This is a genomic window from Bradyrhizobium sp. B097 (genome assembly GCF_038957035.1).
Classification (GTDB): domain Bacteria; phylum Pseudomonadota; class Alphaproteobacteria; order Rhizobiales; family Xanthobacteraceae; genus Bradyrhizobium.
Genome location: NZ_CP152412.1, coordinates 1,057,726 through 1,077,985, shown reverse-complemented (window position 1 = coordinate 1,077,985; position 20,260 = coordinate 1,057,726). Strand labels below are relative to the sequence as shown.

General features: G+C 66.2%; 16 protein-coding genes. 8 read left to right on the top strand and 8 right to left on the bottom strand.

Translation table 11 applies throughout. The features are described from left to right. Positions 1-155: 155 nt before the first annotated feature. The 3 genes from AAFG07_RS04890 (at position 156) to AAFG07_RS04880 (ending at position 5,579) form a co-directional block, all read left to right on the top strand. On the top strand, positions 156-3,449 hold the full coding sequence (locus AAFG07_RS04890) for an efflux RND transporter permease subunit (protein WP_342726254.1): 3,294 nt from the start codon (positions 156-158) through the stop codon (positions 3,447-3,449). A gap of 71 nt (positions 3,450-3,520) precedes the next feature. Then, on the top strand, positions 3,521-3,988 hold the full coding sequence (locus AAFG07_RS04885; protein ID WP_342726253.1) for a TlpA disulfide reductase family protein: 468 nt from the start codon (positions 3,521-3,523) through the stop codon (positions 3,986-3,988). 109 nt (positions 3,989-4,097) lie between these two features. Continuing rightward, the gene (locus AAFG07_RS04880) at positions 4,098-5,579 is read left to right on the top strand and encodes an aldehyde dehydrogenase (RefSeq protein WP_342726252.1); all 1,482 of its coding nucleotides are present in this window, start codon (positions 4,098-4,100) and stop codon (positions 5,577-5,579) included. Positions 5,580-5,587: 8 nt separating this feature from the next. Here the strand turns inward: AAFG07_RS04880 and AAFG07_RS04875 are convergent, their stop codons facing one another. The 4 genes from AAFG07_RS04875 to ftsE all read right to left on the bottom strand — a co-directional run bounded on the left by AAFG07_RS04875 (position 5,588) and on the right by ftsE (position 8,937). Next, positions 5,588-6,349, bottom strand: coding sequence for a lysophospholipid acyltransferase family protein (locus tag AAFG07_RS04875; protein WP_342726251.1), 762 nt, complete (start codon positions 6,347-6,349; stop codon positions 5,588-5,590). An 88-nt stretch (positions 6,350-6,437) separates the two neighbouring features. After that, entirely contained in the window at positions 6,438-7,154 is a 717-nt protein-coding gene (locus AAFG07_RS04870) for a YdcF family protein (RefSeq protein ID WP_342726250.1), read from the bottom strand. Between the two features lie 159 nt (positions 7,155-7,313). Next, positions 7,314-8,285: an ABC transporter permease gene (locus AAFG07_RS04865; protein WP_342726249.1), complete on the bottom strand. Its 972-nt coding sequence runs from the start codon at positions 8,283-8,285 to the stop codon at positions 7,314-7,316. Continuing rightward, positions 8,278-8,937 carry a cell division ATP-binding protein FtsE gene (gene ftsE / locus AAFG07_RS04860; protein WP_021079468.1) on the bottom strand — a complete coding sequence of 220 codons (660 nt, stop codon included), beginning with the start codon at positions 8,935-8,937 and terminating at the stop codon, positions 8,278-8,280. The genes AAFG07_RS04865 and ftsE overlap by 8 nt, the downstream gene beginning before the upstream one ends. Before the next feature lie 177 nt (positions 8,938-9,114). Between ftsE and AAFG07_RS04855 the strand changes: the two genes are divergently transcribed. Together AAFG07_RS04855 and AAFG07_RS04850 are read left to right on the top strand one after the other, a co-directional pair. Next, complete coding sequence (locus tag AAFG07_RS04855) at positions 9,115-9,975, top strand: MJ0042-type zinc finger domain-containing protein (RefSeq protein WP_342726248.1); 861 nt, start codon at positions 9,115-9,117, stop codon at positions 9,973-9,975. A 37-nt stretch (positions 9,976-10,012) separates the two neighbouring features. Beyond that, positions 10,013-10,390 carry a response regulator gene (locus tag AAFG07_RS04850; protein ID WP_097674090.1) on the top strand — a complete coding sequence of 126 codons (378 nt, stop codon included), beginning with the start codon at positions 10,013-10,015 and terminating at the stop codon, positions 10,388-10,390. 237 nt (positions 10,391-10,627) lie between these two features. Here the strand turns inward: AAFG07_RS04850 and AAFG07_RS04845 are convergent, their stop codons facing one another. Continuing rightward, the gene (locus tag AAFG07_RS04845) at positions 10,628-13,246 is read right to left on the bottom strand and encodes a TIGR02302 family protein (RefSeq protein WP_342726247.1); all 2,619 of its coding nucleotides are present in this window, start codon (positions 13,244-13,246) and stop codon (positions 10,628-10,630) included. Positions 13,247-13,416: 170 nt separating this feature from the next. Here AAFG07_RS04845 and AAFG07_RS04840 point away from each other — a divergent pair, with 170 nt between their 5' ends. From AAFG07_RS04840 to AAFG07_RS04830, 3 genes are all read left to right on the top strand, one after another. Then, positions 13,417-13,800: a carboxymuconolactone decarboxylase family protein gene (locus AAFG07_RS04840; protein ID WP_018268955.1), complete on the top strand. Its 384-nt coding sequence runs from the start codon at positions 13,417-13,419 to the stop codon at positions 13,798-13,800. A 199-nt stretch (positions 13,801-13,999) separates the two neighbouring features. Next, positions 14,000-14,911 (top strand): NAD(P)-dependent oxidoreductase, encoded by a 912-nt coding sequence (locus AAFG07_RS04835; RefSeq protein ID WP_342726246.1) that lies wholly within the window; start codon positions 14,000-14,002, stop codon positions 14,909-14,911. 284 nt (positions 14,912-15,195) lie between these two features. Then, positions 15,196-16,929: a tannase/feruloyl esterase family alpha/beta hydrolase gene (locus tag AAFG07_RS04830; RefSeq protein ID WP_342726245.1), complete on the top strand. Its 1,734-nt coding sequence runs from the start codon at positions 15,196-15,198 to the stop codon at positions 16,927-16,929. Between the two features lie 225 nt (positions 16,930-17,154). On the opposite strand, the gene lysA is transcribed toward AAFG07_RS04830, so the two are convergent. The 3 genes from lysA to argH all read right to left on the bottom strand — a co-directional run bounded on the left by lysA (position 17,155) and on the right by argH (position 20,196). Further along, positions 17,155-18,420 (bottom strand): diaminopimelate decarboxylase, encoded by a 1,266-nt coding sequence (lysA, locus tag AAFG07_RS04825; RefSeq protein ID WP_342726244.1) that lies wholly within the window; start codon positions 18,418-18,420, stop codon positions 17,155-17,157. A gap of 16 nt (positions 18,421-18,436) precedes the next feature. Continuing rightward, complete coding sequence (locus AAFG07_RS04820; protein ID WP_342726243.1) at positions 18,437-18,706, bottom strand: lipoprotein; 270 nt, start codon at positions 18,704-18,706, stop codon at positions 18,437-18,439. 92 nt (positions 18,707-18,798) lie between these two features. Next, positions 18,799-20,196 carry an argininosuccinate lyase gene (gene argH / locus AAFG07_RS04815; RefSeq protein ID WP_342726242.1) on the bottom strand — a complete coding sequence of 466 codons (1,398 nt, stop codon included), beginning with the start codon at positions 20,194-20,196 and terminating at the stop codon, positions 18,799-18,801. Positions 20,197-20,260 lie beyond the last annotated feature (64 nt).

Here is a 20,260-nt window from a genome sequence, read left to right as displayed (position 1 = left end):
TCAAGAACGATGCGGCCGGGAATACGGCCGTCGTCGGGCGTCTGTTGCGATCCGATCAATCGCGGCGGCTGTATGGCCGCGGCCCGTGACATTTAGGCTTTTGCATCGCGGCGCCGACAGATAGAAGCTCATCCGCGAACATCGACACTGATGCAATGAACCTCTCCGCCCCCTTTATCCGCCGGCCGGTCGGCACCACGCTGCTGTCTCTTGGACTGGTGGTGGCGGGCATCATTGCGTTCTTCAAGTTGCCGGTGTCGCCGCTGCCCGACGTCGACATCCCGACCATCATGGTGCAGGCGACCCTGCCCGGCGCCAGCCCGGCCGACGTCGCTTCCACCGTGGCGAGCCCCTTGGAACGTCATCTCGGCCAGATCGCGAGTGTCACCGAGATGACGTCGTCGTCTTCGCTCGGCTCCGCCCGCATCACGCTGCAATTCGACATCGACCGCGACATCAACGGCGCCGCGCGCGACGTGCAGGCGGCGATCAACGCCGCGCGCGCCGACCTGCCGACCAACCTCCGCGCCAACCCCACCTACCGCAAGTTCAACCCGGCCTCGGCGCCGATCCTGATCTACACCCTGACCTCGGACACGCTGACCCCCGCCGAGCTCTATGACGCCGCCTCGACCGTGCTGGCCCAGAAGCTGTCGCAGGTCGAGGGCGTCGGCGAAGTCTCGGTCGGCGGCGGCTCGCTGCCCGCGGTGCGCGTCGAGCTGATCCCGCCGGCGCTCTACAAATACGGCATCGGGCTCGAGGACGTCCGCGCCGCGCTGTCGAGCGCCAACGCGCACAGCCCGAAGGGCGGCATCGACGTCGGCGACCAGCGCTACCAGATCTATGCCAACGACCAGGCGCGGAAGGCCGCCGACTACAAGCCGCTCGTCGTCGCCTACCGCAACGGCGCGGCGGTGCGCCTGACCGATGTCGGCGACGTCATCGATTCCGTGGAGAATGTGCGCACGCTCGGCCTTTCCAACGGCAAGCCGGCCGTCGTGATGATCGTGTACCGACAATCGGGCGCCAACATCATCAAGATGGTCGACAGCGTAAAAGGGCTGATACCGCAGCTCAGGGCCTCGGTTTCGCCCGCGATCGACATCACGCTGGCGATGGACCGCTCGAAGACGATCCGGGCCTCGCTGCACGACGTCGAGATCACGCTCCTCATCGCCGTCGCCCTGGTAATCCTGGTCGTGTTCGCCTTCCTGCGCAATGCGCGGGCGACACTGGTGCCTGTGGTGGCGGTCGGCGTGTCGCTGATCGCCACCTTTGCCGTGATGTATTTGCTGGGCTACACGCTCGACATCTTCTCGCTGATGGCCCTGACGGTGGCGACCGGCTTCGTGGTCGACGACGCCATCGTGGTGCTGGAGAACATCGCCCGTCACTTGGATGCCGGGATGTCGCGGCTGGAGGCGACGCTGGTCGGCACCCGCGAGGTCGGCTTCACCGTGCTGTCGATGAGCGTGTCGCTGATCGCGGTGTTCGTGCCGATCCTCTTGATGGGCGGGCTGGTCGGCCGCCTGTTCCGCGAATTCGCCATGACCATCACCATCGCGATCGTGATCTCGCTGGTGGTCTCGCTGACGACGACGCCGATGATGTGCGCGGTGCTGCTGCGCAAGGAGGAAGGCCAGCCGCATGGCTGGATCTACCGGATCAACGAGCGCGCCTTCGAGCTGATGCTGAGCGGCTACCGCGCGACGCTCGGCCTCGCGCTGCGGCATCCGCTGCTGGTGATGCTGATCCTGGGCTGCACGCTCTATCTGAACGTCCATCTCTACACGGTGGTGCCCAAGGGCTTCGTTCCGCAACAGGATACCGGCCTGCTGATCGGCTCGATCCAGGCCGACCAGAGCACCTCGTTCCAGCTGATGCAGCAGAAGCTGACCCAGTTCATCGACATCGTGAAGTCGGATCCGGCGGTCGATACCGCGGTCGGCTTCACCGGCGGCGGCGGCGTCGGTCCGGGGGGCACCAACACCGGCACCGTGTTCGCCTCGCTGAAGCCGATGGACGAACGCAAGCTGCGCGCCGACAAGGTGATCGAGCGGCTGCGCGATCCCTTGGCAAAGGTGGCGGGCGCCACCCTGTTCCTGCAATCGATCGGCGATCTCGGCGCCGGCGGCCGCTCGGGCAATGCGGCCTATCAATACACGCTGAAGGGCTCGACCTTCGAGGAGCTGAACGAGTGGACGCCCAAGCTCGTCGCCGCCTTGCAGAAGGAACCGACGCTCGCCGACGTCAACACCGACCAGCAGAACAAGGCGCTGCAAGCCAATCTGGTGATCGATCGCGACGCCGCCTCGCGGCTCGGGATCACGGTCAGCCAGCTCGACAACACGCTCTATGACGCGTTCGGGCAGCGCCAGGTCTCGACCATCTTCGTCGCGCGCAACCAGTATCACGTGATCATGGAGGTCGCGCCGCGCTTCTCGCAGGACCCGCAGACCCTGAAGGAGGTCTACATCTCGACCTCGGGCGGATCGGCGACCGGCACGCAGAGCACCAATGCGGTGGCCGGCACGGTGGCCTCGTCGTCGCAGAAGAACTCGATCAGCTCGGTCGCAGCCAATGTGGTGCGCAATCAGGCCACCAACTCGATCGGCGCCACCGGCAAGGGCGTCGCCTCGACCGGAACCGCGGTCTCGACCAGCGCCGAGACGATGATCCCGCTGTCGAGTGTCGCCCGCTTCGAGCATGGCGAGACGCCGCTTGCGGTCAACCACCAGGATTTGCTGGTCGCCAGCACCATCTCGTTCAATCTGCCGCCGGGCGTCTCGCTCAGCACCGCGACCACCACGATCGAGAACGCAATGCGCACACTCGGCATGCCGGCGGGCATTTCCGGCGGGTTCGCGGGCTCCGCGAAGATCTTCCAGCAGGCGCTGGCGAACGAGCTGTTTTTGATTCTCGCAGCACTCGCGACGATCTACATCTCGCTCGGCATGCTCTACGAGAGCTACGTCCACCCGCTGACCATCCTCTCCACTTTGCCCTCGGCCGGCGTCGGCGCGGTGGCGGCGCTGATGCTGTCGCACACCGATTTCGACATCATCGGCATGATCGGGGTGATCCTCCTCGTCGGCATCGTCAAGAAAAACGCCATCATGATGATCGACTTCGCGCTCGATGCCGAGCGCCAGCGCGGGCTGTCGTCGCGCGATGCGATCTACGAGGCCTGCCTGATGCGGTTCCGCCCGATCATGATGACGACGCTCGCCGCGCTGTTCGGCGCGGTGCCGCTGATGATCGGCCTCGGCGAAGGCAGCGAGCTGCGCCAGCCGCTCGGCATCGCGATCTTCGGCGGCCTGATCCTGAGCCAGATCCTGACGCTCTACACCACGCCGGTAGTCTATCTCTATCTCGACCGCGCGAGACTCTGGGTCCAGCGCCGCCGTGCCGCGCGCCGCGCACGCCGGGCCACGGCACGCGCGTCCTGAGCGCCAAGCGTTGACAGGCCGACCGCGATCTTGCCAACCTTGCGCGGTGGGCGGACGCAAGGAACCAAGCCGTGACTCCAGCACCTGAAATCGCCGCCTCGCGCTGGTTCAACGCCGGCGAGCCCCTGACCCTGGCCGCGCTGCGCGGCCGCCCGGTGCTGCTGCACGCCTTCCAGATGCTGTGTCCCGGCTGCGTCAGCCACGGCACGCCGCAGACACAGCGCGCGTTCGAGCTATTCAAGCATTCGGACCTGCAGGTGATCGGGCTGCACACCGTGTTCGAGCACCACGCGGCGATGACGCCGGTATCGTTGGAAGCCTTCATCCACGAATACCGGCTGACCTTCCCGATCGGCGTCGACGAGGCCGGCGACGGCACGCCGATCCCCGTCACCATGCAGCGCTACGGCATGCAGGGAACCCCGACCAGCATCCTGATCGGCCGCGACGGCAACATCGTGCATCACGGTTTTGGCCAGCAGAGCGACATGGCGCTCGGCGCGATCATTGCCGCGGAGCTTGCCGCGCCGCACGGCTGATGCCGGCCCACACTGCCTGCAACCCATTCCCGCGGCTGCGTTATGACGGCGTCGCGCAATGCGTGATACGGTCTCGCCAACCAGAACCGTCGCCTTGCGGGAGGATGTCATGAAGACCTATCAGCTCTACATCAACGGCCAGTATGTCGATCCCGCCAATGGCGAGTGGTTCGACAGCATCGATCCCTATCGCGGCGAGGCCTGGGCCAAAATTCCGCGCGGCTCGGCGGCCGATGCCGACAAGGCGGTGAAAGCCGCCAATGAGGCGATGTGGCGCGGCCCGTGGGCGAAGATGACGGCGTCCGCGCGCGGCAAGGTGATGCGCAAGCTCGGCGACCTCGTCGCGGCCAACGCGGAGCGTCTCGCCGAGATCGAGGTGCGCGACAACGGCAAGCTGATGGCCGAGATGCTGGGCCAGCTCCGCTACCATCCGGAGTGGTGGTGGTATTTCGGCGGCCTCGTCGACAAGCTCGAGGGCGGCCTGGTGCCGATCGACAAGGCGGATACGTTTGCCTACACGACGCATGAGCCGGTCGGCGTCGTCGCGGCGCTGACCGCCTGGAATTCGCCGCTGCTGTTCGTCGCCTGGAAATGCGCCGCCGCGCTCGCCGCCGGTTGCGCGGTGGTGGTCAAGCCCTCGGAATTCACCTCGGCCAGCACGCTCGAATTCGCGGCGCTGACCAAGGAAGCCGGAATTCCCGACGGCATCTTCAACGTGGTGACCGGCTTCGGGCCGGAGGCAGGCTCCGCATTGATCTCGCATCCCGGCGTCGCCAAGATCACCTTCACCGGATCGGACACCACCGGCGCAAAGGTCTACGAGACCGCGGCCAAGAGCCTCAAACGCGTCTCGCTCGAGCTCGGTGGCAAGTCGCCCAACATCGTGTTCGAGGATGCCGACCTGACGGCGGCTGCGGCCGGCGCGATCTCCGGCATCTTCGCCGCCACCGGCCAGACCTGCATCGCCGGTTCGCGCCTCTTGGTGCAGAACTCGATCAAGGAGAAGTTCGTCGCGCGCGTGCTGGAGCTGGCGAAATCCGCCAAGATCGGCGATCCCATGCAAGCCGACACCAATGTCGGCCCGATCACGACGCCCGCGCAGTACAAGAAGGTGCTCGACTATATCGATATCGCGAAAGCCGAAGGCGCGCGCTGCCTGCTCGGCGGCAAGCCGGCCTCCGGCGAGGGTATCAAGGGCGGCCAGTTCGTCGAGCCGACCATCTTCACCGATGTCGACAACACCATGCGGATCGCCCGCGAGGAGGTGTTCGGCCCGGTGCTGTCGATCATCTCCTTCGACACCGAGGAAGACGCCATCCGCATCGCCAACGACACGATCTACGGCCTTGCCGCCGGCATCTGGACCAAGGATCTCGCGCGCGCCATCCGCGTGCCGAAGCAGCTCCGCGCCGGCACCGTGTGGGTCAACACCTACCGCGCCATCAGCTACATGATGCCGTTCGGCGGCATGAAGTTCTCCGGCGTCGGCCGCGAAAGCGGCATCGACGCGGTGCGCGAATATCAGGAAACCAAGAGCGTCTGGATCTCGACCGCGACCGACGTGCCGGCGAATCCGTTCGTGATGCGGTAACTCTCCGCCTACCCCTTCGCCGCACTCGGCACACCGCCGAACAATTTCGCCTGCTCGGCGCGGCCGGCATCGACGATGCGGGTGGTGGCGGTTTCGATCGCCTCGCGCAGGCGGGTCATGAACTCGTCGCGTGGCAGGCCGGCCGGCAATGGATCGAGGAATTCGACCACCAGCGTGCCGGGATAGCGCATGAAGGTGCGGCGCGGCCAGAACAGCCCGGAATTGAGCGCGATCGGCAGGCACGGCACGCCGCTCTCGGCGTAGATCTGCGCGACGCCGGCCTTGTAGTTCGGCGCAGCGCCGGGCGCGGTGCGGGTGCCCTCCGGAAAGATCACGAGCTGGCGGCCGAGCTTCACTTCGGCTGCCGCGCGCTTCAGCGTCTTGATCAGCGAGCGCGGGCCGCCGCCGCGCTCGACCGAGATCATGCCGACCTTCTTCAGGTACCAGCCGAACACCGGGATCATCATCAGCTCGCGCTTGAGGATGAACAGCGGATGCTCGAAGAAGCGCACCAGCGCGAACGTCTCCCAGAATGACTGGTGCTTGGAGGCGACGACCAGCGGCCCGCTCGGAATTTTCTCGACGCCGCGGAACTCGATCCGGATGTTGCAGATCACGCGCATCAGGAACAGGCTGGCGTTGGCCCACGCGGCCTCGATCGCCATCATCGCGGCGCGCGGCAGCAGCAGCGCCGGCAGCGCGACGATGCAGAGCAGCACCAGCACCAGGTAGAACAGTACGTTGAAGATCAGCGAGCGCAGGAAAATCATTTCAGTCCTTGTTTGAGCATGATCTCCGCGCAAACGCGTTCCGCGCTTGTCGCGAAGGAAAACCGCTCCGCACCTTTCCGGATCATGCCTAGTCCCTGTCCGCCTGCGCCGTTGCCGGGCGGCGTGGCGCGACTGCCGGCTCGGCAAGATCGGAGGTCAGGTCGAGGCCGATATCGGCCAGCCGCACCCGCATCTCCGCAGCGACATATTTGGCGTATTCCGATAGCAAGAGACGGAACGTTCCGCCACTCGTCCACCACGGCTCGTCGCGCCATTTGTCGCCGACCACCGCGAACGGAATCAGCGTGACATCCGGCATCGCATGTGACAGTTCCACGATCGCGCGCGGCATGTGGTAATTCGAGGTCACCACGATCAGCGACTTGAAGCCGCGCTCGTGCGCCCAGCGCCGCGTCTCCGCCGCATTGCTGCGGGTGTTCACCGCCGAACGGTCGAGATCGACGCAGCACCGCATCAGCCCCTGGCTGTCCGGAACCGAGCGCGAAATGTCGTTGGCGTCGTTGGTCGGATGCACGCCGGAGATCAAGAGGCGCTTGCCGTAGCCCGCGGCCAACAGCTCCATCGCGTCGGACACCCGCGACGAGCCGCCGGTCAGCACCACGATGCCGTCGGCATTGTGCGGCGGGTCGGTCTCGACGCCGCGCAATTGCGACAGGAAGCCGATGAAGCCGACCGCGGCGGCAACGAAGGCAAGCGCCAGCGGCACGACGATGACGACGCGCAGCCAGCCGCGCGGCTGCGCGGCATGGCCTTTCGGCGACGTATCGTCGGGCTGCAAACTCATGTGATGCTGATATCCTTCCCCCCGGGGATTTTAGAGCATGATCCGGAAAAGTGGAAACCGGTTTTGCCCGGCCCGGGCCACGCCGATGCGCGCGAAATCACACTCTGGCGACGAAACGCGATCACGAAACCGGCCCCATGATTGCGACGCCGCGGGCCGTCAGTCGATGTCGTCGAGCGTGGCAAACAGGGTGCGCCGCGACGCCCATGCGGTGATCGCCGCGATCAGCACCGCCTGCAACGCCAGGACGAGGTAGCCCGACGGACGCAGCGAGAACGTGCCGAGCAGCGCCGCGAACTGGTCGCCCACCGGCGTGCCGGAGAACCAGTTGGCGATCGACTCGGAGAAGCCGAACGCCAGCATCGCCGCGCCGCCGCCGATCAGCCCGCCCTCGAGGCCGAGCCGGAGGAAATGCCGCAGGAAGCGGTTGGCAATGAAGCTGTCGCTGGCGCCGACGAAATGCAGCACCTCGACGATCGGACGGTTGGACGCCATCGCGCCGCGGGTCGCGAACGATACCGAGATGATGGTGGCGATGATCACGAGGATCAGGATGCCGACCCCGGCAAACACCGTGGCGCCGGTCATCGAGCGCATGCGCTCGATCCAGGCGCGGTGATCGTCGACGCTCGCGGTCGGCGCCACCTGCGTCACCCGCGCGCGCAACGCGGCGAGGTCGAGCGTGGTGCCCGGCTGCACCCGCGCCACGATCACGCGCGGCACCGGCAACTCGTCGATCGAAAGCCCGCTGCCGAGCCACGGCTCCAGCAGCTTGGCGGATTCCTCCTTGCTGAACGGACGGACTTCGAGAATGCCGGACTGCGCCCGCATCGCCTCTACGGCGGCCTGCGCATCGCGGTCAAGGTCGCGGCCCGGCGCGGGGCGCACCTGGATGGTGATCTCGCTCGACACTTCCGACTGCCATTCGGCCGCCGACGCGCTGACCAGCAGCACGGTGCCGGTCGTCAGCGAGGCGAGGAAGGTCATGATGGCGACCACCGCGACCAGCGCGCGGCCGGAGATCGAGGCGCGCGGCACGATAGGCGACATGTTGCGCGCGGTGGCCGGGACCTGCGGGCGCTCGCGCCCGAGATCGACCAACGACACTTTCTCGTCGCCGCTCCTACTCATAGATGTGCAGCCGTCCCTGATGCAGCACCAGCCGCCGCGCCTCGTATTGGTCCATCAAAGTGATGTCGTGGGTCGCGATGATAACAGCGGTGCCCGATTTGTTGAGCTCGATGAACAGCCGCAACAGGCGGCGCCCGAGCGTCGGGTCGACGCTGCCGGTCGGCTCGTCCGCCAGCAGCAATTGCGGCCGCGAGATCACCGCGCGCGCGATCGCCGCGCGCTGCTTCTCGCCGCCCGACAGGATCGGCGGCAGCGCATCCATGCGCTCGCCGAGGCCGACCCATTTCAAGAGGTCGATCACCTCGCGGCGGTAGGTCGATTCCTCGCGGCCCATCACGCGGAACGGCAGCGCGACGTTCTCGTAGGTCGTCATGTGGTCGAGCAGGCGGAAATCCTGCAGCACGATGCCGATCCGCTTGCGCAGGTCGGCGACCTGGTCCTTGCTCAGCAGGGAGACGTCCTTGCCGAACAAGTTGACCAGCCCGCGGGTCGGCCGCAGCGACAGGAACAACAGCCGCAGCAGCGAGGTCTTGCCCGCGCCGGACGGCCCGGTGAGAAACTGGAACGAGTGCGCCGGGATCATGAAGGAGAGGTCGCGCAAAATCTCCGGGCCGAGCCCGTAGCGCAGACCGACATTTTCGAACCGAACCAATGCGCTAGCTCCGTTCGAGAGGGCCTGTGGCCCAATACCCAACAAAGACGGCGGCCCGAACACCCGCCGAGCGGCCGCGAACCGCACAGAAAGCTTGTGCGTCGGTTATGGTTTCCGATTCGTTAACGGTCGCTCGGTAGCATCCGGGCATACCACACGGTGGAGATTCGGCTCCATATGCATATCGTCTGCCCGCATTGTACAACATCCTACGCCATCAATCCGGCCACCCTGGGCGAGGCCGGACGCACGGTCCGCTGTTCCCGCTGCCGCGAGGTCTGGCTGGCCCGGCCGGAGGACGCGATCGGGGCGACCGCACCCACCTTGGCCTACGAGGCCGCGGGCTCCAATCTCGCCGCCGAATGGGACGCGATGGGCCGCGAGGAGGCCGACGCGACCCCGATGGTCGAGAGCCCCTCGATTTCGGCCGATTTACCCGCCGACGGGGACGCCGCCACGGAATGGCCGGCGGTGGCCGAGGCGGATGCCGCGGCCCATGCCGGCACCCAGGACGCCGCAAAGCGCCGCTTCCGCCTGCCGCGGCTTCCCCGCCTGTTCCGCCTGCCCTCCCTGCCCCGGATTCCCTTCATGCCCGTGATCGGCGCCCTGCCGACCACCTGCGCCGCGATGGGCGCGCTGATCATTGCGCTGTTCGTCTGGCGCAACGACGTGGTGCGGCTGCTGCCGCAGACCGCGCTGTTCTACAAGATGGTCGGGCTCGACGTGAATTTGCGCGGGCTTGCCTTCAAGGACCTCAAGATCACCAACGAGACCGTGGACGGCAAGCCGGTGCTGGTGATCGAGGGCATGATCGTCGGCCAGACCCGGAAGCCGGTCGAACTGCCGCGGCTGCGTTTCTCGGTCCGCGACGCCCAGGGCGCCGAGATCTATGCCTGGAATGCAGTGCTGGAGCAGCCGGTGCTCAATCCCGGCGAGCGCGCCTTCTTCAAATCGCGCCTCGCCTCGCCGCCGCCCGAAGGCCGCAATATCGACGTACGCTTCTTCAACAAGCATGATCTCACCGGCGGCCGCGCCTGAGGCTGACGGCCACCACTTTCGGAAACCGACCATCACCATGACGCGTGTTCTGATCGCCGACGACGAAGACTCGATGCGCTCGCTGGTCGCGCGCGCCATCGCCATGGACGGCCATGAGACCGTGACCGCGCAGGACGGCGCCGAGGCGCTGGAGATGCTGACGCGCGATGAAGGCGCGTTCGACCTCCTGCTCACCGACATCCAGATGCCTGTCATGGACGGCATCGCGCTGGCCCTGACCGCGGCCCGCGACTTCCCCGCATTGAAGATCCTGCTGATGACCGGCTTCGCCCACCAGCGCGAGCGCGCCTCCGGCCTCGAAGCGATCGTGCACGACGTGGTGACCAAGCCGTTCTCTGTGGCTGATATCCGCACCGCGGTGGCGGATGCGCTGGCGGCAAGGAAGGCGAGCTAGCCGTCATTGCGGGTGTCATGCCCCACGAAGGCGGGGCATCCAGTACGCCGCGGCTCCTCGATTCAATCACAAGAGTCTCTGGAATACTGGATCGCCCGGTCGAGGCCGGGCGATGACAGTGGAGGGCGCGGGACCTTCGCCTCCGTCATTGCGAGCGAAGCGAAGCAATCCACGGTTCAACGCAGGCGGAAGCATGGATTGCTTCGTCGCTGCGCTCCTCGCAATGACAATTGAGCCTCAATAATCCTTCAGCAGCCGCTCGATGTAGTCGAGCTCGATCTGCGGGCGTGACGGATCGGCGAGGCGGCGGCGCAGCTCTTCGAGAATCCTGCGCACGCGCTGGACGTCGATCTCGCCGGGAATCTTCACCGTGTAGTCGTCGCCGAATTCGCGGCCGTGCAGTGGACGGCCGAGCGGATCGGTCTGGTTGCCACCGCTCTGCTGGCGGCCGGCGCGGTTGCCCGGGCCATCGCCCGGCTGGTCGCCGTCGCCCTGCTGCATCGCGTCGGCGAGGCTCTGCGCGCCCTTGCGCAGCGCATCCAGCGCGCGGCCTTGCGAATCCACCGCACCGTCGGCATTGCCCTCGCCGAGCCGTCCGGAGGCATCGCCCATCGCGGAGTCCGCCTGGTCGAGCCCGTCGCCGTCGTCATCACCCTGATCGCCGCCCTGGTCGCCCTGCTGCGCCTGATCGCCCTTCTGGCCTTGCCCCTTCTGGCCCTTCTGGCCACGCTGCTCCGGACCCATGCCGCGCTTGGCGAGCTCTTCCTGCAGCTTCTTCAGGCGGTCGCGCAGCGCCTGCTGATCCTGCTGCAGATCGCCCATCGACTGGTCGCCCTGCTTGCCGCGCATGCGGTCACGGCGGGAATCCTGGCCCTGCTTGAAGGTCTTGTCGCGCAACTGCTGCTGCTTGCGGATCATGTCGCCGAGCTCGTTGAGCGACTGCTGCATGTCGTCGTCGCCCTGGTTGGGCTGCGCCATCTGCAGGTTTTCCAGCATCTGCTGCATCTGCTCCAGCAGCTGCCGCGCCGCATCCTTGTCGCCGGAGCGCGACAGCCGCTCCATGCGATCGAGCATGTTCTTGAGATCCTGCTGGCTCAGGACCTTGGCATTGGGATCGAGCGGGCGCGCGAGCTGCTGCGGATTGTTGCGGAACTGCTCGACCATCTGGCGCAGGAAATTGTCCAGCGCCGCGCGCAGATTGTCGGTGAGCTTCTTGATCTCCTCGTCGCTCGCGCCGCGCTCCAGCGCCTGCTTGAGCGCGTCCTGCGCCGCGCGCAGCGCCTTGTCGACGTCACTGATGTTGCCGTCCTCGATGGTGACGGCGAGCGCCCACAGGCTGGCGACGACCTCACGCAGCTGGTCGTCGGTGCGCGCCGCCTCGAGCTGGCGGCTCACGGTGTGGAGGCCGAGGTAATAGCCGGTTTCCGGCATGAACATTTCCGGCGCGATCATCAGCGCGTCAAGCGCGGCGTAGACCTGGCCGTTCTGGTTGGCATCGAGCGCCAGGATGCGGCGCTGCTCGATCAGCGCGCGCGCCAGCGGCTTGGTGAACAGCCGCTCGGGCAGCCGCATGTTGAACGGCTCGCTCTTGCCCTCATTGCCGGCCTCGTCCTTCGCGGTCAGCGTCAGCGTCACATCGGCGCCGGCGTAAGGGTCCTCGCTGAGGTCCTTGACGGTCTGGCCGACGCCGTTGCGGGTGCGCGCATTCGGCAGCACCAGCGGAAATTGCGGCGGCTCGAACAGCGGACGCGGCTGCGCGGCCTTGCCGTCGGCATCTTTCGGCGCATCGGCCGGCCGCGCCGCGAACTGCGCGCGCGCTTCGGTGACGCCGTAATCGTCCTCGAGCCTGTAGGACATCTGCAGGGCGCCGCGCGCCTGCCGCTCCGGATCCTTGGCGAGCGCGATCGACGGCGGGCGGTCCGGCGTCGCGGTGAACTTCCACTGCGGCTGCCCGGCCGGGGCGCGGACATGCGCGGTGCCGTCGCCGGTGATCTTGAAATGCCGCTCATTGGTGCCCTTGGGCGCCTGCCCCTCCGGCGCGACCTCGGCGACGCCGCCACCGACCACGACGTCGATGGTACCGCCGCTGGAGCGCACCAGCAGCGTGCTGCCGGCCGGAACCGCGAGCGGGGTGGTGTCGGCCGCGGCCGCGTCCTTGTTGGCGTTGGACAGGATGATCGGCGGCTTGCCGGTGTAGTTCGGCGGCGTCACCCAGGCGTCGACCCGGACATTGGCCGGCGCCATGATGCCGTTCCAGTCGAACGCGGAGGCGACCCGCAGGCCGCGCTCGTCGCCGGCGGCGACATAGGTCGCGACCAGCATCACGATGACCAGCGCGCGCAGCGCCCAGGGGTCGTGCAGCGAGACCCGCGGCCGCGGCAGGCCGGCGCGGATGCGCTTGATGGAGGCCAGCGTGCGCTCGCGCTGCGCCTGCCACAGCGCCAGTGCGAACGGATCCTTGTTGGTGAGCGTGTCGGAGAGCGTGGTCGCGGGGCGATGGCGGACGCCGGCGCCGCGGTCGAGCCGACTCAACCCCTCCTCGCGGCTCGGCCAGCGGAAGCGAACCAGCGGCAACAGCGCCGCGAGCGCGGCAATGCCGAACAGGGCGGCGCCGGCCACGCGTGCGGCAAACGGCAGCACCAGCCACAGCCCGGCCCAGGACGCGACCAGGAACAGACCGGCGACCGTCAGGAACCGCGCCAGATGCGGCCACGCCCGTTCCCACGCAATCGCGAATTTCGCCCGCTGCAGAGCCTCGGTCAGCTTCAACTGCGTCAGCTTCAGCCGCGCGTCCGCATCGCTGTCGCGGGCGGCGCGTGACGGGTTCTCGGACGGGTCGATGTTGGCTCCGCTCAATAAGATCTCCGGGGTAGCCGGCAGGTCAGCCTAGCACAGCGGCGGCTTTGAGGCACCCGTTCCGGGACGTAACCCACACCGGGAAATACGCATAACACGAAGGCGTGACTGCGGCGGTTCGACCCCGTAACGTCCCGGCCGAACCAACGCCTTACGCATGAGGAAACGACATGGACCAAAAAACACACGACAAGGGGCTCGAAATCCGCAAGGCGGTGCTCGGCGAGGCCTATGTCAACAATGCGCTGAAGAACTCCGACAGCTTCAACAAGCCGTTCCAGGAACTCGTCACGGAATATTGCTGGGGCGCGGTCTGGGGCCGCGAGGAATTGCCGCGCAAGACGCGCAGCATGCTCAACCTCGCCATGATCTCGATCCTGAACCGGCCGCACGAGCTGAAGGCGCACATCAAGGGCGCGCTAACCAACGGCGTGTCGCGCGACGAGATCCGCGAGATCTTCATGCAGGTCTCGATCTATGCCGGCATTCCCGCCGGCGTCGACAGTTTCCGTATCGCGCGCGAGGTGTTCGCCGAACTCGACAACAAGGCGTGAGCGAACTCCACTCGTTGTCGTCCCGGCCAAGCGAAGCGCGAGCCGGGACCCATAACCACAGCTCGTTGTCGTTACGACGGCTGTGGCCCCAGCTAAACCAAACAACTTAGTCCTGGGGTTATGGGTCCCTGCCTTCGCAGGGACGACATCGAATGTGGGGCGCGCGGCTCGGCACATAACGACGTAGAGGAAACGAGAAATGGAAATCGGATTCATCGGCCTCGGGAAGATGGGCTTCCCGATGGCGCGCCGGCTGATCGAGGCCGGCCACAAGCTCACCGTGTTCGACATGCGCAAGGACGCCGTCGATCAGCTGGTTGCGCTCGGCGCCGCGGCTGCGACGTCGCCCAAGGATATCGCCGACCGCGTCGAGACCGTGATGGCGAGCCTGCCCTCGCTGCAGGCCTCGCTCGAGGTTGCGACCGGCGCTGGCGGCGTGATCGAGGGCAAGCGCGTCAAGCGCTTCATCGATCTCTCCACCGTCGGCTCGCAGATGGCGGTGAAGATCCACGATCTGCTGGCGAAGAAGAACATCGTGCAGATCGACAGCCCGGTCTCCGGCGGCGTCTCCGGCGCCGAGAAGGGCACGCTGGCCGTGATGGTGTCGGGCCCGCGCGCCGATTTCGAGCTGGTAAAATCCGCGCTCGACGTCATCGGCAAGGTGTTCTTCATCGGCACCAAGCCGGGCTCCGGTCAGACCATGAAGCTCGCCAACAACTTCCTGTCGGCGACCGCGATGGTTGCGACCTCGGAAGCGGTGGTGATGGGCGTGAAGTCCGGGCTCGATCCGGCCGTGATGATCGACGTCATCAACGCGGGCTCGGGGCTGAACACCGCGAGTCGCGACAAGTTTCCGCGTTCGGTGCTGCCGCGCAGCTTCGACTTCGGCTTCGCCACCGGCCTGATGGTGAAGGACGTGCGGCTCGCGGTCGAGGAGATGCGCTCGCTCGGGCTGTCGATGGAAGTCGCCGAAGCGGTCGGCCGGCTCTGGGAAGTCATCATCCGCGACGAGGGACCGGAGTCGGATTTCACCGCGGCGATCAAGCCGATCGAAAAGGCCGCGGGCGTGATCGTCGGCGGCGGTGGAAAAGGCAGTCACGCCGCCAAATAAGCCGCGTCGTCCTGGCGAAAGCCAGGACCCATTACCACCGGCGTTCGCGGCTAGCGAAGCTGGAGCCCCAGCGCGGCAAGACAAGCATTAGTGGTGGCTATGGGTCCTGGCCTTCGCCAGGACGACACCGTTGGTGCGGCACGCTCAGTGCCTCACAACCACGGCGCGGGCTTGTGCATTGCGACAAGGAGCGCGAACGCCATCGCTCCCCGTCATCCTCAAGTTGTCATCTCGGCCAGCTATCCTGTCTTCCCTACAAAACTGCAAAAATCGGGGAGGATAGAATGAGGCGTCATCGACCCTATCGTGTCGGCGCGAGCATGGCCCTGTTTGCCGGCATCGTGATCGCGGCCTCGCCAGCCATGGCGACGCCGTGCAGCAATCTGCAATCCTTGCAACTGCAGCACACCGTCATCAATTCGGCGACCGACAATGGCACCGGAACGTTCGTCGTTCCCGGCAACCCGCCGACCACGATCACCGGTCTTCCCCCGTTCTGCCGGGTGACCGCAACCCTTACGCCGAGTTCGGATTCCAGTATCAAGATCGAGGTCTGGCTGCCCGAGGGCACGTGGAACGGCAGGTTCCTGGGCACCGGCGGCGGCGGATTCCAGGGCGACATCACCTACAGCGAGCTTGCGAGCGGCATCAAGGCCGGCTTTGCCGCGACCAACAGCGACCTCGGCACCGGATCCTCGGGATGCAATCCGCTGTTCTGCGGCTCGAACGGCAACATGGGCAATCCGCTCGCGACCGAGTTCGGCGATCCGGCCGCTCCGTCGACCGGCCTGTTCGGACATCCCGAGCGGATCAAGGATTTCGGCTTCCGGGCCATTCACCTGATGACCGTGCGCGGCAAGGAGATCGCCAACGCGTTCTATGGGCAGCGCGCGAAGACGGCCTACTTCGCCGGCTGCTCCACCGGCGGCCAGAATGCCTTGATGGAGGCGCAGCGCTTCCCCGACGACTATGACGGCATCCTGGCGGGCGCGGCGGCGTTCAACCGCACCCACCTGCATATGGCGGGGCTTGCGGGCTGGCAGAACGCGCATGCGAGCCCCGGCCGGTTCATCCAGCCAGGCCAGATGACGCTGATCAACCAGACGGTGCTCAAGCAGTGCGTCGGCCACGACGGCGGCGCCGGCACCGACCAGTTCCTGACCGATCCGCGCGATTGTGGTTTCGATCCGAAGTCGTTGCTGTGCACCGGCGGCAAGCAGCCGCCGGCATGCCTGACGGCCGATCAGGTCACGACCATGCAGAAATACTACGCGGGCACGATCGACCCGGTGAACGGGCAGATCATCAATCCGGGCTCCGAGCGCGGCAACGAGACCGACGACGTGCTCGCACTCGGCCTTGCGTTCCAGGAGCAACTTCCCGAACCGGCCTTCGACGGCCTGTTCTACTGGGTGTTCGGCCCGAGCTTCGGCTACCCGTCAAGCAAGGTCAATTTTGCGAATTTCGACTTTCACCGCGCGGTCGACAAGGTCGACGATCAGCTCGCCGAGGTGCTGAACGCAACCAGCACCGATCTCGGCGAGTTCCGCGAGCATGGCGGCAAGCTCATCATGTATCACGGCTGGGCCGACCCGCTGATCCCGTCGCAGAGCAGCATCAACTACTTCAATGCCCTGGTCGGCAACGAAGGCCACGGCTTCCAGCCCGCCGGCTTCTTCCCGGGTGGCAACCCGGCGCTGCGGCGGACCCAGAGCTACGCGCGGCTGTTCATGGTGCCTGGGATGTACCACTGTTCCGGAGGGCCCGGTCCCAACACGTTCGACGCGCTCACTCCGCTGGTCAACTGGGTCGAGAACGGCACGGCGCCGGAAACCATCCTCGCCACAAAGTTCGTTGCCGATACGCCGCCCGCGGTCCAGTTCACGCGGCCGCTCTGCGTCTTCCCGAAAGTCGCACAGTACAACGGCAGCGGCAGCAGCAGCATTGCAGCGAATTTCACCTGTGTCGCACACGACCACGAGTTCAACCAGACGCCGGCCCCGAAATACGGGCCGTGAGGCACGCGATGCCGGCAAGCTTCCGGGCTTGCCGGCGTTTTTGATATCTCCTGTCGACAAATAAATGCTGTCGTCCCGGGCAAGCGAAGCGCGACCCGGGAACCATAACCACAGGCGTTTGTGGTTTGAGGGGCTGGGGCCCCAGCTAACTGCAAACACAACAAGCGGTGGTTATGGGTCCCTGCTTTCGCAGGGACGACACGAGCATGAGGGGCTATCGGTGCCTCACAGCCACGGCGCGGGCTTGTCCATCGCGATCAGCGCGTCGACGTCGATGCGCGGGCGGACCACGGCGTACTGGTCGTCCTTGACCAGCACTTCCGGCACCAGTGGCCGCGTGTTGTAGGTGCCGGCCTGCACCGCGCCATAGGCGCCGGCGGTCATGACGGCCAGCAGATCGCCGGCCTTCGGCTGCGGCAGCGAACGGTCGAGCGCGAGATAGTCGCCGGTCTCGCAGACCGGGCCGACCACGTCGGCGACCATGGTCGGCGTGCCCTCCGCAGGCCGGCGCACCGGCAGGATATCGTGATGCGCCTCATATAGCGTCGGCCGGATCAGGTCGTTCATCGCGGCGTCGATGATCACGAAGTTCTTGGCATCGCCCGGCTTCACATGGATCACGCGGGTGACGAGGATGCCGGCATTGCCGACGATCAGGCGGCCCGGCTCGAACATCAGCGTGCAGCCGAGATTATGGGTGACGCGCTTGACCATCGCGGCGTAGGCGGCCGGTGCCGGCGGCGCGGCGCGATCCATGTAATAGGGAATGCCGAGGCCGCCGCCGAAATCGACATGCGAGATGTTGTGGCCGTCGGCGCGCAGCGTCTGCACGAATTCGGCGAGCAGCCGGAACGCCGCCTCCAGCGGACCGAGATCCGTGATCTGGCTGCCGATATGGACATCGGTGCCGGTAACCTTGATGCCCGGCAGCTTCGCCGCGCGGGCATAGACCTCGCGGGCGCGCGCGATCGGAATGCCGAACTTGTTCTCCGACTTGCCGGTCGAGATCTTGGCGTGGGTGCCGGCATCGACGTCGGGATTGACCCGCACCGAGATGCGCGCGGTCGTCTTCATCTCGACCGCCAGGCGCGACAGCATCTCGAGCTCGGGCTCGGACTCGATATTGATGCAGAGAATGTCGGCGGCGAGCGCGGCACGCAGCTCGCTTTCGGTCTTGCCGACGCCGGAGAACAGGATCTTCGACGGCGGGATGCCGGCCGCCAGCGCCCGCTTCAACTCACCGCCCGACACCACGTCGGCGCCGGCGCCGAGCTTGGCCAGCGTGCGCAGCACCGACTGGTTGGAGTTGGCCTTCATCGCGTAGCAGACGAGCGCCTTCTCGCCGGCAAAGGCCTCGGTGAAGACGCGGTAGTGGCGCTCCAGCGTCGCGGTCGAATAGCAATAGAACGGCGTGCCGACGGCCTCCGCCAGCTCAATGAGATTGACCGCCTCGGCATGCAGCACGCCGTTGCGATAGTCGAAATGGTTCATGACAGGCTTTTAAATACTAGTTACCGAGCAGCGGATCGAGCACGAACGACCGTTTATTGCCTTTCGACGCCGCCGGCGCGGCATCCGAGCCATAGGTCGGATTGAACACGCTGGGCTGTTCCGCGCGCTCGCGCTCGGTGTCGCCCGGTGCTGCGGCCGGCGCGGCGTTCGCGGTCGGCGGCAGGTCGAGCGGTCCCTTGCGGCCGCAGCCGCCGAGCGCAAGCGTTGCAGCGCTCAGCACAATGATGGCCCATCCCGAGGGGGTCAGGCGGTTCTTGCTAATCACGACGAATTCCCCAATTCGGACGGCACCATACAAACATTGGCATGCTCTGGCGAGAGGCGGAGGCCTGAGAAATCACGACCAAATTTTCCGGATCAGCCCAATTTTCGCTCTTTTTCCAGCCGCTTGGCCCAGGCTTTGGCCTGCGCCATCACATTCTTCGGCGCGGTACCACCGAACGAGGTGCGGCTCTTGACCGAGGATTCGACGCTCAGCACCTTCAGTGCCTCTGCCGTAATCTTCGGCTCGACCTCCTGCATGGCCTTGAGCGGCAGTTCGTGCAGCGCCACGCCCTGTGCCGAGGCCAGGCCGACGATGCGCCCGGTCACGTGGTGGGCGTCGCGGAACGGCATTTTCAGGGTGCGCACCAGCCAGTCGGCCAGGTCAGTCGCGGTGGCATAGCCCTCGCCGGCCGCGGCCTTCATCTTGGCTTCGTCCGGCACCAGATCCTCGACCATGCCGGTCATGGCGCGGATTGCGAGCGACAGCGCCTCGAACGCCTCCATGGCGCCCTGCTTGTCCTCCTGCATGTCCTTTTGATAGGCGAGCGGCAGGCCCTTCATCACGATCAGGAGCGCGGTGAGCGCACCGATCACGCGGCCGGTCTTGGCGCGCACGAGCTCGGCCGCGTCCGGGTTGCGCTTCTGCGGCATGATCGACGAGCCCGTGGTGAACTTGTCGCTGAGCCTGACGAGACCGACCAAGGGCGAGGTCCAGATCACGATCTCCTCGGCGAAGCGGGACATATGCACCGCGCAGATCGCGGCCGCCGACAGCGTTTCCAGCACGAAATCGCGATCGGACACCGCGTCGAGCGAATTGGCCATCGGCCGGTCGAAGCCGAGCGCCCTGGCGGTCGCAGTGCGGTCGATCGGAAACGAGGTGCCGGCGAGCGCGGCGGCGCCCAGCGGCGATTCGTTCAGCCGCTTGCGCGCATCGGCAAAGCGGCCGCGGTCGCGGCCGGCCATCTCGACATAGGCCAGCAAGTGATGACCGAACGTCACGGGCTGCGCGGTCTGCAGATGGGTGAAGCCCGGCATCACGGTTCCGGCATGCTCCAGCGCGCGGGTAACCAGCGCCTGCTGGAACGCGGCCAGCGCGGCATTTGTCTCGTCGATGGTGTCGCGGACATAGAGCCGGAAATCGGTCGCGACCTGGTCGTTGCGCGAGCGCGCGGTGTGCAGCCGGCCCGCCGCGGGCCCGATCAGTTCGGACAGCCGCGACTCGACATTCATATGGATGTCCTCGAGCGCGCGCTTGAAGTCGAAATCGCCCTTGCCGATTTCTGACAAAATCGTGTCTAGACCTTTGCCGATATTTTTCGCATCAGCTGAGGTGATGATGCCCTGCGCAGCGAGCATCGCGGCGTGGGCCTTGGACGCGGCAATGTCCTGGGCGTAAAGGTGACGGTCGACGTCGATGGAGACGTTGATTTCCTCCATGATGGCGTCGGGACGCTCCGAGAACCGGCCGCCCCACATCTTGTTGCTCATGACATCTCGCTCACGAATTTGTATTTCAGGCCGTGCTGTTTCTTTAGCCGTAGTGGCGAAACAG